Genomic DNA, 22,696 nt, shown 5'->3' with positions numbered 1-22,696 from the left:
ACGGTCCGAAGGGTTCAAAACGGTGCCCGAGTGTGAACCTTCCGGGTGCCTGGCTACGTGTGCAGGGAGCAGACGGTACGCGGTACCGAGGAGAAGAGATCCGCCCGGGGGGCACGATGGCCAAAATCGATATTCCGGATGACGAGCTGGAGCAGGTGTCGCGGGCGCTGGGCTCGGTACTGGACCACATCGACACCGACAAGTCGGGCATCGACCTGGATCGCGCCCTGGGCTCCCCGCTGATCGACCAGGGCGAGCACTTCGAGAAGCGCTGGAAGGACGGGCGCATCCAGCTCCACCACCAGTGCGAGACGATCAAGAAGGCCGTCGACCAGATCGTGCAGCAGATGAACGAGACCGACCAGAAGGCCGTGGCCCACCTGGACGCCAAATGATCGCCCCCGTCGACCGTTTCGTCCTCGACGTGCCCGACTCCTGGGCGGATCTCGACGTCTCGGGCGACGCGCTCGCCGAGACCCGCGCCGCCGCCCTCGCCATGACCAACGGCGTGCGGGAGAAGGCGGCGATCAACGACCTGTTCCGCCAGGCCCGCGAGGTCGCCAGGGCAGCGCGCCGCCGCGGCGCGCTGTTCGCCGCCGGCACGGCGACGATGTTCGACGACGGGCTCTTCATGGGGTACACCATGGTGTTCGCCGTCACCGTGCCGCCGGGCCGCGAGCTGACGCTGCCGGTGCTGACCGCCCAGTTGGCGCCCGCCGCGTCCGGGCCGGGCGCCGACAGGACGCCCGCCGACCGGAAGGTGTCCACCGTCACCCTGCCCGACATCGGGCAGGTGGCCAGGATCACCGGCACCGAGGACGCCTCCTTCACCACCGAACTTTCCGTGCGGATGCTCACCATGCACACCGTGGTGCCGCTTCCGGGCGCCGAGCGCGACTATCTGATCATCACCTGCGCCAGCCCCAACCTCCCGCTGGAGGCGGAGGTCTACGCGTTGTTCGACGCGATCAGCGGGACGTTCCGGTTCCTGCCCGCCGGGGGATAGAGCCGGGCCGTTCTTACCGAACCAGAATCTATTTCTGCACGGCCATACTCCTCCATCTCCCATACTTGACGAAAGTGACGCGCATGGCCGCGTCCATGATGATCGTCAAGAACGTGGCAGGTCAGGGGTACTGTGCCATTGGAATCGGAGATGACGCCCAGCGGTCGGGTGCGGTTCGCGGTCCTCGGGCCCGTACTCGCCTGGCGGGGTGACGAAGAGATGGCGCTCGGGCCGCCGAAGCAGCGCGAGGTGCTTTCGGTCCTGCTCGCCCGGGCGGGCCGTCCCACCGGGCTGGCCGAGATCGTCGACATCCTCTGGAGACACGACCCGCCCGAGAGCGCGGTCAACGTCGTCCAGCGGCACATCGGGGCGCTGCGGCGCCTGCTGGAGCCCGGCCTGCCGCGGCGCGCGGTCGGACGCTGGCTGGTGCGCAGCGGCGGCGGCTACCGGCTCGATCTGGACGAGCGCTCGCTGGACCTGCTCCGTTTCCGCGCCCTGAGCGGCCGGGCGCGCGCCGCCTCCGACGACGAGACCGCGGCGAGCCTGCTGACCGAGGCGCTCGACCTGTGGCGGGGGCCGGCCGCCGACGGCGTCTCCGAAGAGGTACGGGTCCACCCGCTGTTCTCGGCCCTGGACCAGGAGTACCTGGAGGTGCTCAAGGAGGCGGCCGACACCGCGCTGCGGGCGGGCTCGGTGGCACGGCTCGTCCCGCGGCTCCAGCAGGCGGCCGAGGCCAACCCGCTCGACGAGCCCCTGCACACGCGGCTGCTGCTCGTGCTGGCGGCCACCGGCCACCGCGCGGGAGCGCTGGAGGTGTACCGAGCGATGTACACCCGGCTGGACGAGGCTCTCGGCATCAGCCCGGGGCCCGACCTGCGCGCGGCCCACGAGCGGGTGCTCCAGGAGACACGGGCCCCCTCGCCCGGCGCCTCGGCGCGCTCTCTCCTGTCGTCCGGGCCTGCCCCGCCGGCCGGGTCCGCCGCTCCGGGCGGGTCCGCCGCTCCGGGCGCCGCCGGGCCCGCGTCCGCGGCCGGGCCGGGCGCGAGCGCGTCCGCCGGTGACCAGGGGCCCGCGTCCTCCACGGGCGGCGGGTCCGTGGCCGGCCGGGACGCCGGGCACCCCGGGGACGGCGGGGACGCCGGGGACGCCGGACACCTCGAGCAGGCCGGGCGTGCAGGGCCCACCGGGCAACCAGGGCAGGCCGGGGAGATGGTGCGGCCGGCGCAGTTGCCGGCGGACCTGCCGTCGTTCGCCGGGCGGCGCGCCGAACTGGCCGGCGTGCACGACCTGCTCCCGTGCGGGGACGGCCCCCCGGCGACCGCGGTGATCAGCACCATCGGCGGCATGGCCGGCATCGGCAAGACCACGCTGGCCGTGCACTGGGCCCACCGCGTCGCGCACCGGTTCCCCGACGGCCAGCTCTACGTCAACCTGCGCGGCTTCAGCCCCGGCGGTCCACAGGACCCCTCCGAGGTGCTTCGCCACTTCCTCGGGGCGCTCGGCGTCTCGGCGCGCGACATGCCCAGCGGCCTGGACGTCCTCGCGGCACGGTACCGGAGCCTGCTGGCCGAGCGGCGGGTGCTCGTGCTGCTGGACAACGCCCGCGACTCAGAGCAGGTCCGGCCGCTGCTTCCCGGCACGCCCGGCTGCCTGGCCATCGTCACCAGCCGCCACCGGCTCTCGGGGCTGGTGGCCGGGGAGGGCGCCCGCTCGCTGACGCTGGAGGCGCTGTCGGACGCCGAGGCCCGCGAGTTCCTGGCGCTGCGGCTCAGCCCGGGCCGGGTGAGCGCGGAGCCGGCGGCGGTGCGGGAGATCACCGCGCTGTGCGCCCGCCTGCCGATCGCGCTGGCCATCGCGGCGGCGCGGGCGGCGACCAACCCGGCATTCCCGCTCGCCGCCATCGCGGCCGAGCTGCGCGCGGCCCATGGCAGCCTGGACGCCTTCACCGGCGCGGACGGCGCGGACGTCGGCGCGGTGTTCTCCTGGTCCTACCAGGCGCTCACCCCGCCCGCGGCGAGGCTGTTCCGCCTGCTGGCCCTGCATCCGGGCCCGGACGTCAGCGTCTCGGCCGCCGCCGCGCTCGCGGGGGTCCCCGTCCGCCGGGCCCGTGCGCCGCTGGCGGAGCTGACCCGCGCGCACCTGCTCACCGAGCACGTCCCGGGCCGTTACACCGGCCACGACCTGCTGCGCGCGTACGCCGCCGAGCGGGGTGAGGCCGAGGACACCGAGGCCGACCGGCGGGCGGCGGTCCGGCGGATGGTGGACCACTACCTGCACTCGGCGCACCGGGCGGCCCGGCTGTTCACCTCGCACCGCGACGCGATCCCGTTGCCGCCGCCCGCGCCCGGGGTGCACCCCGACGAGCCGGCCGATCTGGAGGAGGCGTCCGACTGGCTGACCATCGAGCACATCGGGCTGCTCGCCGTCGTGGCGACGGCCGCGGACGCCGGTCTGGACGACTCGGCCTGGCGGCTGGCCTGGGCGTTGGCCCACTTCCTCGGCCGGCGCGGGCACTGGCATGATCTCGCCGCCTCGCATCGCATCGCCCTCAATGCCGCGCAGCGCCTCGGCGACCGCACGGGCATGGCCTACGCCCACCGCGGCCTGTCCCGCGCGGCGGCCCACCTCGGCCGCCACGACGAGGCGATGCTCCACCTGGACCGCGCGCTGGAGCTGTTCGCCGACACCGGGGACGTCGTCGCGCAGGCGCACACCCACCGCATCCTCAGCTGGGTGCTCGAACTGCGCGGCAGGTACGAGAGCGCGTTGATCCACGCCCAGCGGGCCCACCAGTTGTTCCTGGTCGCGGGCCACCGTCCGGGCCAGGCCGCCTCGCTCAACGCGGTGGGGTGGTACCACGCCCTGCTGGGCCGCCACGAGCATGCGCTGATCCACTGCCGGCGCGCCCTGGCCCTGCTGGAGGGTCTCGGCGACCACTACGCCCAGGCCGACACGCTGGACAGCATCGGCTACGCCCTGCACCACCTGGGCCGCTACGAGGAGGCGACCGCGAGCTACGAGCGGGCCCTGGAGCTGTACCGGCGGTTCGGCATCCGGTACGCCGAGTCCGACACGCTGACCCGCCTGAGCGAGACCCACCTGGCGGCCGGCCGCCGGGAGAAGGCGCGCGGCGCCCTGCGGCGGGCGCTGGCCGGTCTGGACGAGCTGGGCCATGGGGGCGCCGACGACGTCCGGGCCAGGCTCCACGCTCTGGAGACCACCTCCGCCGCCCTGTCGTAGCCTCCCGGACACCGGTTCGGCCATGGCCGGTCTCCTCTCCTCGCCCGGAGGGATTTCCCGGAGCATAATCTAAGCCTTGAACAAAGTCGTCGCACCGAAGGACACGCTTCGGTAACGCGACCGGCGCGGCGCTCGCACGCAGGGGTTTCGGGCCTTGAATTAACATGACCGGGAATCAAGGGAGGCGGGGCCAATGGGCAGGCCGGAGCGCAGAACCGTGCGAGACGTGCGGCGGGGGAACCGGGCCATGCTCCTGCGTGCCCTGTATTTCGGCGGGGCCGCGAGCCGCAACGACCTGTGCGACGCGACCGGTCTGAGCGGCGCCACGGTCAGCACGATGACCGGCGACCTGCTCGGCGACAACGTCCTGGTCGAGGCCGGGCTGGTCGACTCCGACGGCGGCCGGCCCCGCGTGCTGCTGCGCGTCAACCCCGAGTTCGGCTTCGTGGTCGGCGTGGACGTGGGCGAGACGCAGGTCAGGGTCGAGCTGTTCGACCTGGACATGAACGAGCGGGCCCGCGCCCTGTACGCGGTCCACTCGGCGCGGCACGATCCCGAGCTGGTCGCGCGGCACATCCTGGTCGGCATCGACTCGGTGATCAGCGAGGGCGGGGTGTCCCCCGGCCAGGTGCTCGGCGTCGGCGTCGGCGTGCCCGGCATCGTCGAGCCGGGTCCGGACGCGCTCGTCCAGGGCGAGACCTTCGGCTGGCAGGCGGTCCCGCTCGGGGCGATGCTGCGGGCGGGCACGTCGCTGCCGCTGCTGGTGGACAACGGCGCCAAGACGATGGGCCAGGCCGAGCTGTGGTTCGGCACGGGGCGCGGCACGTCGGACACGGTGGTCATGCTGATCGGCTCGCGGGTCGGCGGCACGATCGTCACCGACGGCGGCATCTACCGCGGGGCGGGGCACGCCGCGGGCGAGATCGGTCACCTGAAGATCGTCGCGGGCGGGCGCCTGTGCAAGTGCGGCGGGCGCGGCTGCCTGGAGGCCTACGTCGGCGCCGAGGCCATCTTGGACCGTGCCGGAGTGGTGGCCGACTCGGCCGAGGAGGAGACCGCACTGGCCCGGCTGCTCGAATCGCGCTCCCCGGTGCTCGACGAGACCGTCGAACTGCTCGGCGTCGGGCTGTCCAACCTCATCCACCTGTTCAACCCCGAGCGCATCGTGATCGGCGGCTGGGCCGGCCTGATGCTCGGGGAGAGCCTGCTGGTGGACATCCGCGCCGCGACGGCGGCCAACACCCTGCTCCAGCCCTACAAGACCACCTCGATCGTGCTGGGACGCCTCGGCCCGGAGGCCGTCGCCATGGGCGCGGCGACCCTGGTCATCGAGCAGTTCCTCCAGGACGCGCGGTTTCCCGCTCCTGTCGGCACTATGTCATAGAAGTTAAATTAAGCATTGACACTACGGCCCGCACATGTGCACGCTCTTGCGAGAGAGCGCTCTCCGCACCCCCGCCACTTCGGTGGCGCACCCCCCATGTCGTGAGGAGAAGCAGTGCACCTGTCCCGGCGCTCCGGCAGGCATGTCCTGTCGGGGACGTTTCTCGCCCTCGTCGCCTTCGTGGCGTCGTTCATGGTCACCGGGCCGGCCGCCGCGGCCGACACCCTGTTGTCGCAAGGCAGGCCGGTCACCGCCTCGTCCGCCGAGAACGCCGGCACGCCCGCCACCGCGGCGGTCGACGGCGACACCGGGACGCGCTGGTCGAGCGCGTTCAGCGACCCCCAGTGGATCCAGGTCGACCTCGGCGCGACCGCCACCATCAGCCAGGTCGTGCTCCGGTGGGAGGCGGCGTACGGCAAGGCCTTCAAGATCCAGGTCTCCGGCGACGCGTCGTCCTGGACCGACGTCTACTCCACCACCACCGGCACCGGCGGCACCCAGACGCTGGCCGTCTCCGGCAGCGGGCGCTACGTCCGCATGTACGGCACCGCCCGGGCCACCGGCTACGGCTACTCACTGTGGGAGTTCCAGGTGTACGGCAGCACCGGCGGTGGCGGCCCGAACCTGCCCGGCGGCGGCGACCTCGGCTCCAACGTGATCGTCTTCGACCCGTCCATGGCGAGCTCCACCATCCAGAGCAGGCTGAACTCCGTCTTCAGCACCCAGGAGTCCAACCAGTTCGGCACCCAGCGCTACGCGCTGCTGTTCAAGCCGGGCAGCTACAACGTCAACGCCAACATCGGCTTCTACACCTCCATCGCCGGCCTCGGCCGCAACCCCGACGACGTCACGATCAACGGCGGCGTCACCGTCGACGCCGGCTGGTTCGGCGGCAACGCCACCCAGAACTTCTGGCGGTCGGCGGAGAACCTGTCGATCACCCCGACCGGCGGCGAGAACCGCTGGGCGGTGTCGCAGGCGGCGCCGTTCCGGCGCATCCACGTGCGGGGCAACCTCAACCTCGCGCCCTCCGGCTACGGCTGGGCCAGCGGCGGCTACATCTCCGACAGCAAGATCGACGGCACCGTGGGCCCGTACTCCCAGCAGCAGTGGCTCACCCGTGACAGCCAGATCGGCGGCTGGACCAACGGCGTGTGGAACATGGTGTTCTCCGGCGTGGTCGGCGCTCCCGCGCAGAGCTTCCCGAACCCGCCGTACACCACCATCGGCCAGAGCCCGGTGACCAGGGAGAAGCCCTACCTGTACGTGGACTCCGCGGGCAACTACAACGTGTTCGTCCCCTCGCTGCGCCAGAACACCAGCGGCGCCTCGTGGTCGGGCGGGTCCACCCCCGGCTCGTCGCTCCCGCTCAGCGCCTTCTACGTCGCCAAGCCGTCCGACAGCGCCGCCACCCTCAACCAGGCGCTGACCCAGGGCCTGAACCTGCTGTTCACCCCGGGCGTGTACCACCTCAACCAGACGCTCAACGTGACCAGGGCCAACACCGTCGTCCTCGGCATCGGCTACCCCACGCTGATCCCCGACAACGGCGTGACCGCGATGTCGACCGCCGACGTCGACGGCGTCAAGATCGCCGGGCTGCTGTTCGACGCCGGAACGGTCAACTCGCCGGTGCTGCTGCAGGTCGGCCCGAACGGCTCCTCGGCCGCCGGCCACGCGTCCAACCCGGCCTCCGTCCAGGACGTCTTCTTCCGCATCGGCGGCGCCGGCGCCGGGCGCGCGACCACCAGCCTGGTGGTGAACACCAGCAACACGATCATCGACCACATCTGGGCCTGGCGTGCCGACCACGGCGCCGGCGTCGGCTGGACCACCAACCCCGCCGACACCGGTTTGATCGTCAACGGCAACAACGTCACGGCCTACGGCCTGTTCGTCGAGCACTACCAGAAGTACGAGGTCATCTGGAACGGCCAGGGCGGTCGCACGATCTTCTTCCAGAACGAGATGCCCTACGACCCGCCGAACCAGGCGGCGTTCATGAACGGCGGCACGCGCGGCTACGCCGCCTACAAGGTGGCCGACTCGGTGACCAGCCACGAGGGCTGGGGCCTGGGCAGCTACTGCTACTTCAACGTCGACCCCTCGATCGTGGCCGACCGCGCCTTCGAAGCGCCCACCACGTCGGGCGTGCGGTTCCATGACCTGCTGACCGTCTCCCTCGGCGGCAACGGGACCATCGCCCACGTGATCAACAACACCGGCGGCCCCGCCCAGGGCACCGCCACCGTCCCGAGCAACCTGGTCAGCTACCCCTGATCCCCGGCACCGCGGACGGCGCCGCGCCGCGGGCACACCATGCCCCGGCGCGCCGCCGGCGGGGGCCGCGGGCCGGACCCGCGGAGGGGCGGCGCCGACCGCCCCTCCCAGCAAGCACAAGCTCGCCGCGACGAGCGCGTTGTGCGCGAGGTTCGCGCAAGGCCCCTCTTCCAGGAGCGCCCCATGAGACTTCGTCCATCCACCCATCTGACGCCGCTGCTCGCCGCGATGACGCTGTGCGCGGCCTTCCTCGTCGGCCTGACCTCCTCCCCGGGCTCGGCCGCCGCCTGCGGCACCGCCGACGCCGCGCAGGGCAGGACCGCGACGGCCTCCTCGGTCGAGAACGCCGGGACCCCCGCCTCGGCCGCCGTGGACGGCAACGCGGGGACGCGCTGGTCCAGCGCGTTCAGCGACCCGCAGTGGCTCCAGGTGGACCTCGGCTCGGTCCAGTCGGTCTGCCAGGTCGTGCTGACCTGGGAGGCGGCCTACGCCCGCGCCTTCCGCGTCGAGGTCTCCACCAGCGGGACGAGCTGGACGCCGGTGTACTCGACGACCACCGGCACCGGCGGCACGCAGACCCTCGACGTCGCCGGCTCCGGCCGCTACATCCGCGTGTACGGCACCACGCGCGCGACGATCTACGGCTACTCGCTGTGGAGCTTCGCCGTCCGCGTCGCCGGCGGAACGACACCGACGCCGACGCCGACTCCGACGGCGCCGGACGCGTTCTGGGGCGACACCTCCACCATCCCCGCCCCGCGCAACGTCGTGATGGTCAAGATCCTCAACCGGACCAACGGCCAGTACCCCGACTCCCAGGTCTACTGGAGCTACAACGGCCAGGCGCACTCGATCGCCGAGCAGCCCTACTTCGACATGCCGGCCAACACCGCGGGCCGGATGTACTTCTACCTCGGCTCGCCCAACAGCCAGTACTACGACTTCATCGAGTTCACCGTCGGACCGTCGGTGTTCAACGGCAACACCACCCGGGTGGACGCGTTCGGCCTGAAGCTCGCCATGCGCCTGCACGCCCGCGACGGCTACGACGTGGCCGTGGGTGAGGACTACGCGACCTTCCAGGAGTCCCGTTCGGCGACGTTCCAGCGGTTCACCAACGAGGTGCCGGCCGAGTTCAGGCCGCTGGCGCAGGTGCAGGCCCCCTACCGGATCCCGGCGCCGGGCAGCGCGGCGGTCTTCCAGCCCGGCGGGCAGTACGCGAACTACTTCACCGGCTACGCCTCGCAGAACGGCGTCAACGCCACCACCTCGCAGGTCACCGGCTGCGCCGGCCCGCTGTCGGAGAATCCCAAGCTGTGCGCGGCGCTGAACCGGCACGTCGCCGGGCTGTCCGACGCCCAGCAGTCCGACTCGAGCCAGTACTACAAGACGGCCCCGGCGAACTACTACTCCAAGTTCTGGCACGACCACGCGATCGGCAAGCGCGCCTACGGCTTCCCCTACGACGACTACGCCGACCAGTCGTCGTTCATCTCGCACGGCAACCCCCAGTACCTGCTCGTCGCCGTCGGCTGGTAGCCGCCCGTCCGCACAGGAGAGCCCATGAACCCCTCCCTTCCGCGACGGCGCCTGCCCCTCACCGTCCTGACGGTGATGCTGGCGGTGATCGCGAGCTTCCTGACGGTGCCGCCCAGGGCGGCGTACGCCGCGCCCGTCCTGCTCTCGCAGGGCAGGCCCGCGACGGCCTCCTCCGCCGAGAACGCCGGGACCCCGGCCTCGGCGGCGGTGGACGGCAACGCCGGGACGCGCTGGTCCAGCGCGTTCGGCGACCCGCAGTGGCTCCAGGTCGACCTCGGCGCCACCTCGACGATCAGCCAGGTCACCCTCAACTGGGAGGCCGCCTACGGCACCGCCTTCAAGATCCAGGTGTCGGCCGACGGCGCCGCCTGGTCCGACCTCTACTCCACGACCACCGGGGCCGGCGGCGTCCAGAACCTGGCCGTCAGCGGGTCCGGGCGGTACGTGCGGCTGTACGGAACGGCCCGCGCCACCGGCTACGGCTACTCCCTGTGGGAGTTCCAGGTCTACGGCACCACCTCCACCGACCCGCCTCCCTCCGGCGGGACGCCGATCTCGGCCTACAAGCAGGTGACGGCCTCCTCCTTCGAGGGCGGCAACGCTCCGGCGGCGGCCCTCGACGGGCGGACGAACACCCGCTGGTCCAGCCAGTTCTCCGACGCCCAGTGGCTGCGGGTGGACCTCGGCGGCGCCGGGCACATCACCGGGATCACCCTCAACTGGGAGTCGGCCTACGCCACCGCCTACCGGATCGAGGTGTCGGCCGACGGCACGTCCTGGACCTCTCTGTACGCGACGACCACCGGCAGGGGCGGCGTCGAGAACCTGACCCTCACGGGCGACGGCCGCTACGTGCGCTTCACCGGGACCGCCCGGGCGACCGGCTACGGCTACTCGCTGTGGGAGTTCCAGGTGTTCGGCACCGTCGACACCGGAGCCACGACCGCTCCCCTGCTGTCCGCGCCGACCAGGGCACCGGCGACCACCGGCCAGTTCGCGCTGTCCGCGCCCGCCGACAAGGCCATGGTCACCGACACCCGCCGGCCCGCGTTCTCCTGGGCGGCCGTCTCCGGCGCGGCGCGCTACGAGGTCTGGCTGAACGTCAGCCGCACCGACTACGACTTCACCGCGGCGGGCAGGCTCATCGACCTCTACACCAAGGTCGCCGAGCCGACCGGCACCTCCTACACGCCGTCCTGGGACATCCCCGACCGGTGGACCTACAAGTGGTACGTCGTCGCGGTGAGCGGCTCGGGCACGCGGACGACCTCCGCCATCCGGACCTTCAGCCTGTACCTGCCCGACATCGAGCAGGTCGCCGACGGCGTCAACGTCGTCAACGGCGCCCGCGACCTGAACAAGAACGGGACGATCGAGCCGTACGAGAACTGGCGGCTGCCGATCGAGACCCGGGTCGGCGACCTTCTCGGCAGGATGACCCCTGAAGAGAAGGCGTACCAGATGTTCTACAACGCCCAGGTCTATCCGCTCTCGGGCTGGCACTTCGGCCCGGCGCAGCCGAACGACCTGCAGCAGGTGCTGCTGAGCGCGTCCGGCACCCGGCTCGGCATCCCGCCGGTCTCGGCGGGCGACACCATCTCCGGGTACCAGACCACCTACCCGCTGCAGAGCACGCTGGCCGCCGGCAAGGACTACGCGCTGGACTACAAGCTCGGCGACATGCAGCGCCGCGAGGAGCTGGAGGTCGGGGCGCGCGGCGTCCTCGGCCCGCTCGCCGAGGTCGGCACCAAGGTGCTGTACCCGCGCATCCAGGAGGGCAACGGCGAGAACGCCGACGTCGCCGCCGCGCAGGTCCGCGCGCTGGTGGCCGGGCTGCAGGGCGGGCCGGAGCTCAACCCCGGATCGGTGCTGGCGACCGTCAAGCACTGGCCGGGCGAGGGCGCGGGCGGCGAGGCCGGGATCACCTACGACGCGGTGACGATCAAGTACCACATGATCCCGTTCCGGGCCGCGATGGAGGCCGGCGCGGTGAACATCATGCCGGGCTACGCCGGGAGCTCCTATCTCGACCCGGGCGGCTCCGGCGCGGGCGACAGCGCCCCGATCCTCGCCTACCTGCGCAACAACCTGGGCTACACCGGGCTCATCACCACCGACTGGCTGCCGTCCGGCGTCTGGGTCAAGGCCGCGAACGCCGGCTCCGACGTGATGGGCGGCGCCGACCCCGGCGCGGCCGGGTTCACCATGGCGGGCTTCCTCGCGGGCGTCCCGATCGCGCGGATCAACGACGCGGTGACCCGCGTCCTGCGCCTGAAGTTCACCCTCGGCGTGTTCGACCACCCCTACGGCGACCCGGTGAACGGTCCCTACCGCTTCCACCAGCCGTCCTACGTCGCGCTGGCCAACCAGGCGGCCCGCAAGTCGATCACGCTGCTGAAGAACAACGGCGTCCTGCCGGTCAGGCTCAAGGCGGGCGACAACATCGTCGTCGCCGGGCCGCGCGCCACCGACGCCACGTCCTGCTGCATCTGGACGAGCTACTTCCACCAGGAGTACGGCTCGCTGACCACGCTGGAGGCGATCAAGGCACGGGCGGCGACCGCCGGCGTCAACGTCTACCCCGACACCGGTCCCGCGCCCAAGCTCGCCGTCGTGGCCGTCGGCGAGCCGACCTACACGCACGCGACCGCCTGGGTGAAGGAGCGGCCCCAACTGCCCGCCGACCAGCTCGCGATCATCCAGAGCTTCAAGAACCAGGGCATCCCGGTCGTCGTGCTGCTGACCCTGCCCCGCCCCACGGTGATCAGCGAGTGGAACGGCCTGGCCGACGCCATCGTGGTCACCTACCGCGGCGGCGAAGAGGTCGGCCCGGCCACGGCGTCCCTGCTGTTCGGCGACTACACCCCGAGCGGCCGGCTGCCCTGGCAGTTGCCGCGAAGCCTCGACCAGATCCTCGTGCCGGGCGGCGCCGACGTCGTCGCCGACGCGGCCGAGGACTGGAACCTCCCCTACGACCTGGGCGCCACCGCAGCCCAGCGCTCCGAGATCAGGTCCCGCATCGACGCGGGACAGACCGTCCCCACCACCTACGGCAACCCCCTCTACCCCTACGGCGCCGGCCTGCAAGGCTGGTCGTAGGCCACCCTCTCCGGCGCGACGGCCCGCGGAAGCTCTGCCACATCGAGGTGGCAGAGCACCGCGTGGCCGCCGCCGAGGGCGAGCACGGGCGGTTCCTCCTTCTCGCAGAGGCCGTCGACGCGGAGCGGGCACCGGTGCGCGAACCGGCAACCGGCCGGCCCCGGCGCGGCCTGGTCGCCGGCGGCGGCCGTGCCGGACGCGCCGAGCGACGCCTGCGACGCCGTCACCAGCGAGGCGGTGTAGGGGTGGTGCGGGCCCGCGAGGACGTCCGCGGCCGGTCCCTGTTCGAGGATCCGCCCGCGGTACATGACCGCGATCCGGTCGGCCAGGTAGCCCACCACCGCGAGGTCGTGCGAGATGAACAGGTACGACGTCCCGGTGCGGCGCCGCTGGTCGGCGAGCAGCCGCAGCACCTCCGCCTGCACGCTCACGTCGAGGGCCGAGACCGGCTCGTCGCAGACCACCAGATCAGGCTCGCCCGCGAAGGCGCGGGCGATCGCGACACGCTGCTTCTGACCGCCCGACAGCCGATCGGTGCGGGAGTCCAGCAGATGCTCCCCGAGTCCGGCGCGGACGGCCAGCCGCTCGGGGGTGAGGCCGCCGCGAAGGCTGCGCAGCGCTCTGGCGAGCACGGTCCGCACCGTGTGGCTCGGGTTCAGCGACGCGTCGGGGTTCTGGAACACCATCTGGATCCGCCGCAGCGCCCCCGCGTCACGCCGCGCCACGGCGGCCGGCAGCTCCCGCCCGTCGAGCCGGATGGTCCCGCTCCCCTCCGGACCGAGGCCGACGACGGCTCGCGCCAGCGTCGTCTTGCCGCTCCCCGACTCCCCGACCAGGCCGAGTACCTCGCCGTGCCCGATGGTGAGGTCGACGTCGCGCAGCACCGGGATCCCGGCATGGCGGCGGGTCAGCGCCCGGATCTCCAGCAACGGCCCGGCCACGCCGGGCCGCGCGGGTGCTCGGAGGTCGCCGGCCGGGTCCTGGCCCTCCTCGGCCGGGTCCAGCCGGCCGATCAGCTCGGCGGCGTGGTGACAGCGGACGGAGCGCCCTGTGTGCGCGTCGTGGACGCCGGCGGCCTCCAGCGCCGGACGACGTGCCCCGCATGTCTCGTCGGCGTGCGGGCAGCGGGGGGCGAAGGCGCACCCGGCACAGGCCTCTCCTGGTGCGGGGGGACGGCCCGGAATGGCGGCGAGCGGGCGATCACGCCACGTCCGGCCGAATCGGGGGACCGCGGCGATCAGGGCGGCGGTATAGGGGTGCCGAGGCGTGGCCAGGACCTCCGCCGCGGGGCCCTGCTCGATCAGGCGGCCCGCGTAGAGCACGCCGACGCGGTCGCACAGCCGCCCGACCATGGCCAGGTCGTGGCTGATGAGGACGATGGCGGCGGCGAGGTCGGCCCGTAGCGCCCCGATCAGGCCGAGGATCTCCTGCCGCACCGTCGCGTCCAGACCCGTGGTGGGCTCGTCGAGGATCAGCAGGCGGGGCCGGGCCGCCAGGGCGGCCGCGATGACCACGCGCTGCTGCTGCCCGCCCGAAAGCTGGTGCGGGTAGCGCCGGGCGATGGCCGCGGGGTCGGGCAGCATGACCCGCTCGAGCAGCCGCGTCGCCTCCCGCCTCGCCTCTGCGCGGGTGCGCCCCTGCAACCTGAGCGCCTCGGCGAGCTGCGCGCCGATCCGCATCGTCGGGTCCAGCGCACTCCCGGCCTCCTGGTGGACGACCGCCAGCGAACTCCCCCGCCAGCGGCGCAGGCCGCCGGCGGTCAGGCCGAGCACGTCGGTCCCGTCCACCTCCACCCGGCCGCCGGTGATCGAGCCGCCGCGGGGCAGGTAGCGGCCGAGGGCGCGGCCCAGCGTGGTCTTGCCGCAGCCCGACTCGCCCACCAGTCCGTAGGTCTCGCCCGCCGCGACCTCGAAGGACACCCCGGAGACCGCCTCGACCCGGTCGCGCGCGGTCTCGTAGGCCACGCTCAGCCCTTCGACCCGCAGGCCGCTCTGTGGTCTCACCGAGCCTCCCGGCGGTGGCGAAGGGCGTCGGCGACCAGCGCCGTCGCCACCACGAGCGAGGCGATGGCCAGCGCGGGGGCGAGCACGGTCCAGGGGGCCGGTTGCAGCCAGGTCCGGTTGTCCGACACCGACGCCCCCCACTCCGGCGAGCCCGGTGGCTGGCCGAGCCCCAGGAAGGACAGCGTCGCCGCCGCGAAGATCGCGTCGCCGAACCGGGAGGTCGCCTCCACCAGCACCGTCGGGGCGAGGTTGGGGAGGATCTCGCGGAGCATCAGCGACCGGCGGCGCTCGCCCCGCAGCCGGGCCGCCTCGACGTAGGCCTTCTCCCGCTCGACCAGCGTCGCGGCCCGCACGCTGCGGGCCACGATCGTGGTGAACGACGCGGCGATGACCAGCACCACCACCGTCGTCGACCGGCCCGCCAGCGCCACGAACAGCACGACCGCGATGATCGTCGGGAACACCACGACCGCGTCGAGCGCCCGCATGGTGATCTCGTCCGCCAGCCCGCCCATGGTGCCCGCGACCAGCCCGATCACCGTTCCGGCCAGGGTGCCGAGGCCGGTCGCGAGCGGCGCCACGGAAAGCACCGGACGCGCCCCGGCGAGCATCCGCGAGAAGGTGTCGCGGCCGAACTGGTCGGTGCCCAGCCAGTGCCCGGCCTGCGGCGGCGTGAAGCGCCGCAGCGGGTCCTGCAGGTCGGGGTCGTAGGGGACCAGGTGCGGCCAGAGCAGCGCGACCGCCACCCAGGCGAGGATGATCGACCCGCCGATGGCCAGCGCCACCCGGGACCGCCCCGCGATGCGGGCGCGGCGCGCGGCGCCCGTCAGTGCCAGGCCGGTCATGAGGCGGACCCCAGCCGGACGCGCGGGTCGAGCAGGCGGTAGACCAGGTCGGCCCCGAGGAAGATGAGCATGTAGAGGCAACCGAGCACCATCGCGGTGGTCTGCAGGGTCGGCAGGTCCTTGTCGACGGCCGACCGGAGCAGCAGCGCCCCTATCCCGGGATAGTTGAACAGCAGCTCGACCGTGACCAGGCTGCCCAGCAGGAACTGCAGCTGCACGCCGAGGGCGCTGGTCGCCGGAATCGTGGCGTTGCGCAGCACGTGCCGGCGCACCACCTGCACGCGCGTGAGGCCGCGCAACTCCGCCGCGCGGGCGTACGGGCTCTCCACGGCGGTCACGGTGCTCGCGCGGACGTGGCGGGCGACGTACCCGGTGCACAGCAGGACGAGCGAGAGCGCCGGCATGAGCAGGTGAGCGAGGGCCTGCACCAGGGTTGCTCCGGGCGGTATCTGGGCGGACGCGGGGAACCAGCGCAGTCTCACCGCGAACACCACCAGCAGGACCACCCCGGTGACGAACTCCGGCGTCGCGCCGAACGCCAGGCCCGCGACGCTGATCACCCGGTCCGCCGGGCGGTCGTGGTGAACCCCCGCGACCAGGCCGAGCGTCACCGCCACCGGCACCAGCAGCGCGAAGGCCAGCAGCGCCAGCAGCAGCGAGGCGCCGAGCCGGCCGAGGACCAGGTCGCGCACGGGGACGCGGAGGGTGGAGGAGTCGCCCCACTGCCCGGTGAGGAAGCCGTGCAGCCAGTCGGCGTACCGGACCGCGAGCGGCCGGTCGAGCCCGAGCTGGGCGCGCAGGTCGCGCACCGCGGCCTCGCTCGCCTCACGACCCAGGATGGTGCGGGCCACGTCTCCGGGGATCAGCTCGGTGGCCGTGAAGACGAGCACGGACACCACCAGCAGCGTGAGCGGGATCGCCGCGAGCCGCCGCAGCAGGAATCGCCTCATCGCGGGCCGCCCTAGATCCGGGACACCGACGTGAAGTCGACGTAGCTGGAGGGATGCGCCTGGATCCCGGCGAATCCGCCGTTGAAGGCCCGGACGCTGCCGCCCCAGACGCTGATGATCACAGGGACGTCCTCGTACAGCGTCCTGGCGATGATCTCGGCCTGGGCCTTGCGCGCGGTGTCGGTGGTCGCCCCGTCGTAGGCGGTGGCGGCGGCGTCCAGCACCGGGTTGGCGTACTTGGACCCGTTCCACACCCCGCCGCTCTTCACCATCGGGATGATGAACTGGCTCGGCACCGCCCGCCCGGCCCAGCGCACCAGGGTGGCCGGGCTGAACAGCCAGGGCGTGTCCTTCTCCTGGTCGCCGCCGTAGAAGTCGGCGGAGGTGCGCTGGTCCAGCGTGACCTCGATGCCCACCTGCTTGAGCTGGTTCTGGATGATCAGGGCGTAGTCCTTGCCCGGCGGGTCGAAGGTCAGCGGGAAGGACAGCTTGGCCACTCCGGCGGCGGCGAGCAGCGACGCGACCTTGGCGGGGTCCTTGGCCCGCTGCGGGATGTCGGCCGGCGCCGCCGGAAACAGCGCGGCGAACAGGTGGTCGTTGGCGAGCGCTCCGACGCCGTCGTAGGTGGTGGCGTTCACGCCCGGCCGGTCCAGGGCGTACGCGACGGCCTGGCGGACCTCCTTCCTGTCGAACGGCGCCTGGTCCACGCGCAGCGTCAGGGCGGTGAACCCGGTGCCCTCCACCCGGTCGACGGTGATGTCCCCGACGCCCTTCAGCGGGTTCACCAGGGCGGGAATGCTGAGGAGCTGGGCGTCGACGTCGCCGCCCTGCAGCGCGAGCAGATCCGCCTGGTCATCGGCGTAGAACTTGACCTCCACGCCGTCCAGGTACGGCTTGCCCCGATCCCAGTACCTCGGATTGCGGGTGAAGGTGGCGCCCTTGGCCGGGTCGTAGGAGGCGAGCACGAACGGGCCGGTGCCGATGGGCTTGGCGGTGAAGTCGCCCGCGTAGTCCTTCTTGAGGATCAGGGCGTTGTAGTTTCCGGCCGACACCAGATAGGGGAAGTCGGAGAACGGCCGCTCCAGCGTGAACACGACCGTCCGGGGGTCCTTGACGCGCACGCCGCCCTGCGCGAGGACGGTGTCGAAGGCCGAGAGCGCGGCAGACTTGCTCTTCGGGTCGAGCAACCGGTCGAAGGACGCCTTGACGACCTCGGCGTCCAGCGGGGTGCCGTCGGAGAAGACCACGCCTTCGCGCAGGGTGAAGGACCAGATCTTGCCGCCGTCCTTGGCGGACCACGCCTCCGCCAGACGCGGGACCAGCTTGTAGTCCCTGTCCAGCCAGATCAGGTAGTCGGCGACGAGCTGGGCGATCGCGATCGCCGTTCCGTCGTACATGGTGACGGGGTCCACGGCCGTGGGCGGCGGGGACGACCCCGCGCGGAGCACTCCGCCGCGCTTGGGCGTGCTCGGGAGGGAGCCGGACGGCCCGGCGTTCACGCCGGTGCTCGTGCCCGCGCCGCCCGAGCAGGCGGCGACCAGGGCGAGCAGCCCGGCGGCTCCTGACCCGGCCAGAAAGCGGCGCCGGTCGAACGGGTTGTCGTTGACCATGCGGACCACTATCCGAAGGACGAATCATGATCGTCAAATGGCCGTTCAACTGGCTACCTCGAACCGACCGCAGCTCGCGCCGAGGTGACACAGGTCGGAAAACGACTGTGGGCACCCTCCCCATCGGGGAAGATGCCCAGGTCATCGGCGTTAACCGTGGTGCGCCGCCAGGGACTCGAACCCCGGACCCGCTGATTAAGAGTCAGCTGCTCTAACCAACTGAGCTAGCGGCGCGTTGACTACGGTGACTTTAGCAGTCCCGGCGAAGCTACGCACATCGGCGCCGGGGCGGCGTGCCGGTGCCAGGGGGAAGCACCGGCACGCCCATTTCCCGGGGGAAGCTCGTGGATAACCCGCAGGTGCGTGCGCGCGGGTCAGGGCGCGGAGGTGAGCGCCAGGGTCGGCTCGGCCGGGTCCTTGTCGTAGACGCCCCAGGCGCCGGCGGAGAACGGGACGGGCTCGTTCTTCTTGCCCGGGCCGCCGCCCCACTTGGTGATGACGTAGTCGACCTTGATGTGGCCGGCGCCGAAGCCGGTCACCATCAGGCTGGAGTCGCTGAAGTCGCCGCCGGTCAGCTCGGCGAAGGTCTTGCCGTCGATGTCGAGCATGACGCCGCTCTCGGAGGGGATGCCCGGGCCGCGGTCGCCGATGAAGAACGGCGCCTTCTTGCCGTTGTACATCACGTAACCCTCGGTGCCGAGCGGCCAGCACGGGCTGGCGAACAGGCCCTTCTGCATCGGCTTGCCGATGGCCGGCAGGCCCGTGTCACCGGCGCGGCCGGAGGAGTCGTCCCAGAAGTAGGAGGCGGTGGTGGAGCCCTTCAACATGACTCGCTGGGTGGTCGCCGCCGCGACGCCGTCCTTGCGCTCGGGCGAGTTGGCGTGGGCCGCGGTGGCCGTGCCGACCGTCGCCGTGCACATCATCGCGGCACCGATGATGCTCGAAACCACACGACTTTTGGGGGTGTTCGTGAAAAAAGACATGGGAGGTCAGGATCTTTCATCAGAAGACAAGGGACCCGGGCTCCGAATTCGGTCAAGAGGGTTCGGCGCCGGGAGAGGAAAGCGTTCTCTGAGGCACAAGCGGGTGGACAAGGGCATGGTCCATCGCTTGCGCGAGCGCTTTTCTTACGTGGGTCGTTCGGGCGGTGGCGCTGAACGGCCACCATGTCGCAAGGCTGCGAATCGCCCGGCCGGCTTCTACAAGCCGACTGCTGTGCCGCTTCTGACGGCGAGATCCGGGCCTAGGGTCGCCCGGAGGACGGAGTGGGGCGGTGTGTCCACTCGAGTCTCCTCTCCAACGACGTCTACCGGGTTAGCTGACGGGTTCGGGCGTGGAGTTCGCCCTACCGCTGACGCGGATTCACCCCGAAGAACGTGGGTCCCCGGCTCCCGCGGGCCAGGTTCAGGCCCTCGGGACTCGACGTTCGGGCGGCGGCCTTCCGGCTGAAGACCAGGTCACCGTCCGATCTGGTACAAGACGTTACCGGTCAAGTCAGGACAAAGCAAACGATGTTTGTACAAAGCATCAGAAGATCTACCTATCGTGCGGTAAGCCCCATATATCGGGCATTTTATGCGCCAGAGAAGGCCGACGAGGCTGACAGGCGATACCCGTGTTACTGCTGTGACCTGTGAGGGGCGCCACCGCCTGGGCAAAACCTTTCTTCCCCCAAGCTCCACCCCTCCCGGCAAAGCCGCCACAGGTAAACAACCCCTCATGGCCGACGGCCAAGGGGCGCCCGGGGAAGCAGCCCGAGGCGGGGCGAGAGCGTGGCCGCCCCGGCCCTAGGGTGCGGCAGAGGCGAGGAACGGCCCGAGGCTACGAAAGGGAGGAGCGGCCCGAGACGAGGCGGCCCCAGACGAGGCGGCCCCAGACGAGGCGGCCCCAGAGGGAGCGAGCTGAGGCGGGGCTGGGAGCGGGAAGCGGGGCGGGGGTGTAGGGAGGGCCGCGAAGTGGGGGTGGACATGAGTCGGGGCCGGACAGTCCCCCGCCTGTCCGGCCCCGACCACTTCACGGTCCAGCGCCGATGCCTTCCCCCAAACGCATCGGGCGGTCCCGCTGTTCGGACACGGTCCCCCACCGCGTCCTTATGGTGAAAGCTTCGCTGCGCCCGTCGGGCGCTGGTCGCATCCCCCTTGACCTGCCTTAACACTACATACCGGGGCCTGAGCTGCTCGTCATCGCACGGTATAGATTCGGTCTAAGTCACGGGCATGACCGGGTACGGGATGACCCGGCGGGGCGAGCGGCTATTCGGGGAGTTCGACGACGACCTCGGTGCCCTTCTGCAGCGACCGGCTGACGGTGCAGTGGCGCTCGTGCACCCGGTGGGCGACGGCGCGGAAGACCTCGTCCGCCTCGGGGTCGCCCTCGGGGAGCTCGACGTCGTAGGTGATCGTGACCGGGCCGAGCAGCGTGGGCTCGACCTTCTCGGCCTGGACCGTCATCGCCAGCCGTACGAGGCGGTGGCCGCGCTTGGCGGTGAGCGGCTCGACGGTCACGATGTTGCAGCCGCCCACCGCGGCGAGCAGCAGCTCGACCGGGGTGAAGACGCCTTCGTCGTCGCCACTGCCCATGACGATCTCCGCTCCGCGCCCGTTGCGGGCCACGAAGCCGTTCTCAGTACGCTCAACATTCACCGATGCCATGCCTGGAGCCTAGGAGCAGTCGGGGCGTCTTCAGGCGTCGGGGTGCTTGGACAGGTAGGAGAGGTAGACCGGCCGCAGCGCTTCGCCGAGCTCTCCCTCGCCGGAGGCCATGGCGTCGCTGAGAAGCGCCGAGACCCTGCTGAGGTCGTTGGCCGTCTCCTCGGAGTGGCCGCTCGCCGCCTCGGCCGCCGGGATCACCTTGAGCAGGTCCCACAGGAAGCCGAAGTCGCCGTGCGTGACCGCATAGTGCACCGCCCTGTCGTGCAGTTCCCTGGGCGACAGCGACTGCAGCTCGTCCCGGTCCATACGGGCTCACCCCCTTTTAGCCACTTTCCCCCCGATCACAGGGATATGCACGTTCGAACGCCTGGGAGATCGTTCGTGCGAACGGCCGTCACGGACGTCCAGGGCTACCGGTCCCGCGAGCCGGAAAAGCGCGTGCCCCAGGTCCTCAGCCTCTACCGCCCGCCCGTGACTGGTGCGACCATCGAAAGCGTGAAGATCATCATCAAGATCCTTATCGTCGCGGGCGCACTGTGGGCGGCGACACAACTGATCCCGGGCATCACCGTCTCCGGGGCGACCTCCACGCGCACCGCCGGCACGCTCGTGGCCGTCGCCCTGATTTTCGGCATCGTCAACGCGGTGCTCAAACCGATCATCAAGACCTTCGGCTGCGCCTTCTACGTGCTCACGCTCGGACTGTTCGCCCTGGTGGTGAACGCCCTGCTCCTGCTGCTGACCAGCTGGATCGCCGAGCAGCTCGACCTGCCCTTCCACGTGGACGGCTTCTGGGCCGCCTTCCTCGGCGCCATCCTCGTCGGCGTGATCACCTGGATCCTGGACATGGTGCTGGGCCTGAACGAAGACTGAGCCCGGCGTCAGCCGAGGCCGAGGTCGGCGACCGAGCCGCGTTCGCGTAGTTCGGGCTCCTGGATGATCCTGCGCCTGCGGTTGCGGCCGTCCGCCGCCGCGACGACCAGGCGGACGGCCGCGCGGACGATGCCGCCGATGTCCCAGTTGACCGTGGTGAGGCCGGGAGTGAGCAGCCCCGACATCGGGTGGTCGTCGTAGCCCATGACCGAGATGTCCTCGGGGATGGACAGCCCCAGCTCGGCCGCCGCCGCGTACACGCCGTAGGCGATGGAGTCGGAGAAGCAGAAGGCCGCGCTCGGCCGCGCGTCGTCCGCCAGGAGCTCACGGGCGGCCGCGGTCGTGGCGGCCAGCCCGTGCGGCGCGGTCGTCACCTCGATGTCGAGCTTCAGGCGTTCGGCCTCGGCGGTCACGTGGACGTCGGCCGGCCGGTCGGGGGTGCTCGGCCGCGTGGGGGTCAGGACGGCGATGCGGCCGTGGCCTTTGTTGCGGAGGTACTCAAGGGCCAGCGTGACCCCGTTGCGGTTGTCGAAGACGACCTCGCCCGCCGTGCGCGCGTCGAGCAGCGCGTCGCCGATGGCGACCACCGGGAGGCCGTCGGCGAGCTGCGCCCAGAACGGCGCCGCCGGGTCGACCGGCTGCACGATCAGCCCGTCCACGCGCTGGTCGCGGAGCTGGAGCGCCAGCGCGCGCTCACGGGCCGGGTCGCCGGCGGCGTCGAGGATCAGCGCGTAGCGGTCCTTGTCGCGCAGGGCCCGCCCGAGCCCGACGGCGAGCGACTGCTGCCACAGGTCCTCCAGCGAGCCGCACAGCACGCCGATCATCCCGGTGCGGCCGCTGGCCAGGGCCCGCGCGATCGGGTCGGCCTCGTATCCGAGCTCGGCGGCCGCCTGGCGCACCCGCTCGATGGTCTCCTCGGAGACCTGCATACCTCGCAGCGCGTAGGAGACGGCCGCCGGCGACAGTCCGGTCGCCTGCGCGACCTCGCGGATCGTCGCCCGCTTGCGCGGCTGGGAACGCGGCATCTCGCCAGCTTATGCCGAACCCGCGCGACGGGTGGGGTCCGGAACGCTCCCCCTCGTCTCGCAGCATGGACCCGCTGTTGACGGAGGCCGAGGTGAAGCGTTTCACTGAAACGTATCAGTGAATCGATTCAGCGCAATCCCCGAGAAGAAGCCTATAAAGCGAGTAGGTAATATAGGGTGAGCTGGTCGGC

The 22,696-nt window shown here is 71.7% G+C and carries 16 protein-coding genes, 1 tRNA gene and 1 riboswitch; of the genes, 8 read left to right on the top strand and 9 right to left on the bottom strand.

Translation table 11 applies throughout. The annotated features are described in order from the left end of the window. The first annotated feature begins 116 nt into the window (after nt 1-116). The 7 genes from ACFQSB_RS32865 to ACFQSB_RS32835 all read left to right on the top strand — a co-directional run bounded on the left by ACFQSB_RS32865 (nt 117) and on the right by ACFQSB_RS32835 (nt 12,548). Nucleotides 117-395, top strand: coding sequence for a hypothetical protein (locus ACFQSB_RS32865; RefSeq protein ID WP_354851985.1), 279 nt, complete (start codon nt 117-119; stop codon nt 393-395). Further along, nucleotides 392-1,006, top strand: coding sequence for a hypothetical protein (locus ACFQSB_RS32860; RefSeq protein WP_380830720.1), 615 nt, complete (start codon nt 392-394; stop codon nt 1,004-1,006). Before ACFQSB_RS32865 ends, ACFQSB_RS32860 begins: the two co-directional genes overlap by 4 nt. 150 nt (nt 1,007-1,156) lie before the next feature. Beyond that, nucleotides 1,157-4,246, top strand: a complete 3,090-nt coding sequence (locus tag ACFQSB_RS32855; protein ID WP_380830719.1) for an AfsR/SARP family transcriptional regulator — start codon at nt 1,157-1,159, stop codon at nt 4,244-4,246. 247 nt (nt 4,247-4,493) lie between these two features. Then, nucleotides 4,494-5,630 (top strand): ROK family protein, encoded by a 1,137-nt coding sequence (locus ACFQSB_RS32850; protein ID WP_380830718.1) that lies wholly within the window; start codon nt 4,494-4,496, stop codon nt 5,628-5,630. Nucleotides 5,631-5,744: 114 nt separating this feature from the next. After that, on the top strand, nt 5,745-7,910 hold the full coding sequence (locus ACFQSB_RS32845) for a discoidin domain-containing protein (RefSeq protein ID WP_380830717.1): 2,166 nt from the start codon (nt 5,745-5,747) through the stop codon (nt 7,908-7,910). Between the two features lie 183 nt (nt 7,911-8,093). Further along, nucleotides 8,094-9,449, top strand: a complete 1,356-nt coding sequence (locus ACFQSB_RS32840) for a beta-1,3-glucanase family protein (protein WP_380830716.1) — start codon at nt 8,094-8,096, stop codon at nt 9,447-9,449. A 24-nt stretch (nt 9,450-9,473) separates the two neighbouring features. After that, nucleotides 9,474-12,548, top strand: coding sequence for a discoidin domain-containing protein (locus tag ACFQSB_RS32835; RefSeq protein ID WP_380830715.1), 3,075 nt, complete (start codon nt 9,474-9,476; stop codon nt 12,546-12,548). Here the strand turns inward: ACFQSB_RS32835 and ACFQSB_RS32830 are convergent. The 8 genes from ACFQSB_RS32830 to ACFQSB_RS32795 all read right to left on the bottom strand — a co-directional run bounded on the left by ACFQSB_RS32830 (nt 12,518) and on the right by ACFQSB_RS32795 (nt 20,913). After that, nucleotides 12,518-14,551 carry a dipeptide ABC transporter ATP-binding protein gene (locus ACFQSB_RS32830; protein WP_380830714.1) on the bottom strand — a complete coding sequence of 678 codons (2,034 nt, stop codon included), beginning with the start codon at nt 14,549-14,551 and terminating at the stop codon, nt 12,518-12,520. The genes ACFQSB_RS32835 and ACFQSB_RS32830 overlap by 31 nt on opposite strands. Further along, complete coding sequence (locus tag ACFQSB_RS32825) at nt 14,548-15,396, bottom strand: ABC transporter permease (protein ID WP_380830713.1); 849 nt, start codon at nt 15,394-15,396, stop codon at nt 14,548-14,550. The genes ACFQSB_RS32830 and ACFQSB_RS32825 overlap by 4 nt, the downstream gene beginning before the upstream one ends. Beyond that, nucleotides 15,393-16,346, bottom strand: coding sequence for an ABC transporter permease (locus ACFQSB_RS32820; protein ID WP_380830712.1), 954 nt, complete (start codon nt 16,344-16,346; stop codon nt 15,393-15,395). Before ACFQSB_RS32820 ends, ACFQSB_RS32825 begins: the two co-directional genes overlap by 4 nt. 11 nt (nt 16,347-16,357) lie before the next feature. Continuing rightward, nucleotides 16,358-17,956, bottom strand: coding sequence for an ABC transporter substrate-binding protein (locus ACFQSB_RS32815; RefSeq protein WP_380830711.1), 1,599 nt, complete (start codon nt 17,954-17,956; stop codon nt 16,358-16,360). 157 nt (nt 17,957-18,113) lie between these two features. After that, nucleotides 18,114-18,190 (bottom strand) — tRNA-Lys (locus tag ACFQSB_RS32810). Nucleotides 18,191-18,330: 140 nt separating this feature from the next. After that, nucleotides 18,331-18,906, bottom strand: a complete 576-nt coding sequence (locus ACFQSB_RS32805; RefSeq protein ID WP_380830710.1) for a hypothetical protein — start codon at nt 18,904-18,906, stop codon at nt 18,331-18,333. Between the two features lie 337 nt (nt 18,907-19,243). Next, nucleotides 19,244-19,383: riboswitch (cyclic di-AMP (ydaO/yuaA leader) on the bottom strand. 825 nt (nt 19,384-20,208) lie between these two features. Continuing rightward, entirely contained in the window at nt 20,209-20,607 is a 399-nt protein-coding gene (locus ACFQSB_RS32800; protein WP_354851961.1) for an OsmC family protein, read from the bottom strand. A gap of 30 nt (nt 20,608-20,637) precedes the next feature. Continuing rightward, complete coding sequence (locus ACFQSB_RS32795) at nt 20,638-20,913, bottom strand: hypothetical protein (protein ID WP_354851960.1); 276 nt, start codon at nt 20,911-20,913, stop codon at nt 20,638-20,640. Nucleotides 20,914-21,102: 189 nt separating this feature from the next. On the opposite strand from ACFQSB_RS32795, the gene ACFQSB_RS32790 reads away from it, so the two are divergent. Continuing rightward, a complete protein-coding gene (locus ACFQSB_RS32790) occupies nt 21,103-21,480 on the top strand; it encodes a phage holin family protein (RefSeq protein WP_354851958.1) in 378 nt (125 codons plus the stop codon). An 8-nt stretch (nt 21,481-21,488) separates the two neighbouring features. On the opposite strand, the gene ACFQSB_RS32785 is transcribed toward ACFQSB_RS32790, so the two are convergent. Next, a complete protein-coding gene (locus ACFQSB_RS32785) occupies nt 21,489-22,505 on the bottom strand; it encodes a LacI family DNA-binding transcriptional regulator (RefSeq protein ID WP_354851956.1) in 1,017 nt (338 codons plus the stop codon). Nucleotides 22,506-22,696: the final 191 nt, after the last annotated feature.

It is taken from the genome of Sphaerisporangium rhizosphaerae, assembly GCF_042665155.1.
In the GTDB taxonomy this organism is placed as follows: Bacteria; Actinomycetota; Actinomycetes; order Streptosporangiales; family Streptosporangiaceae; genus Sphaerisporangium; species Sphaerisporangium rhizosphaerae.
This window is presented reverse-complemented; position numbering and strand designations above follow the sequence as displayed.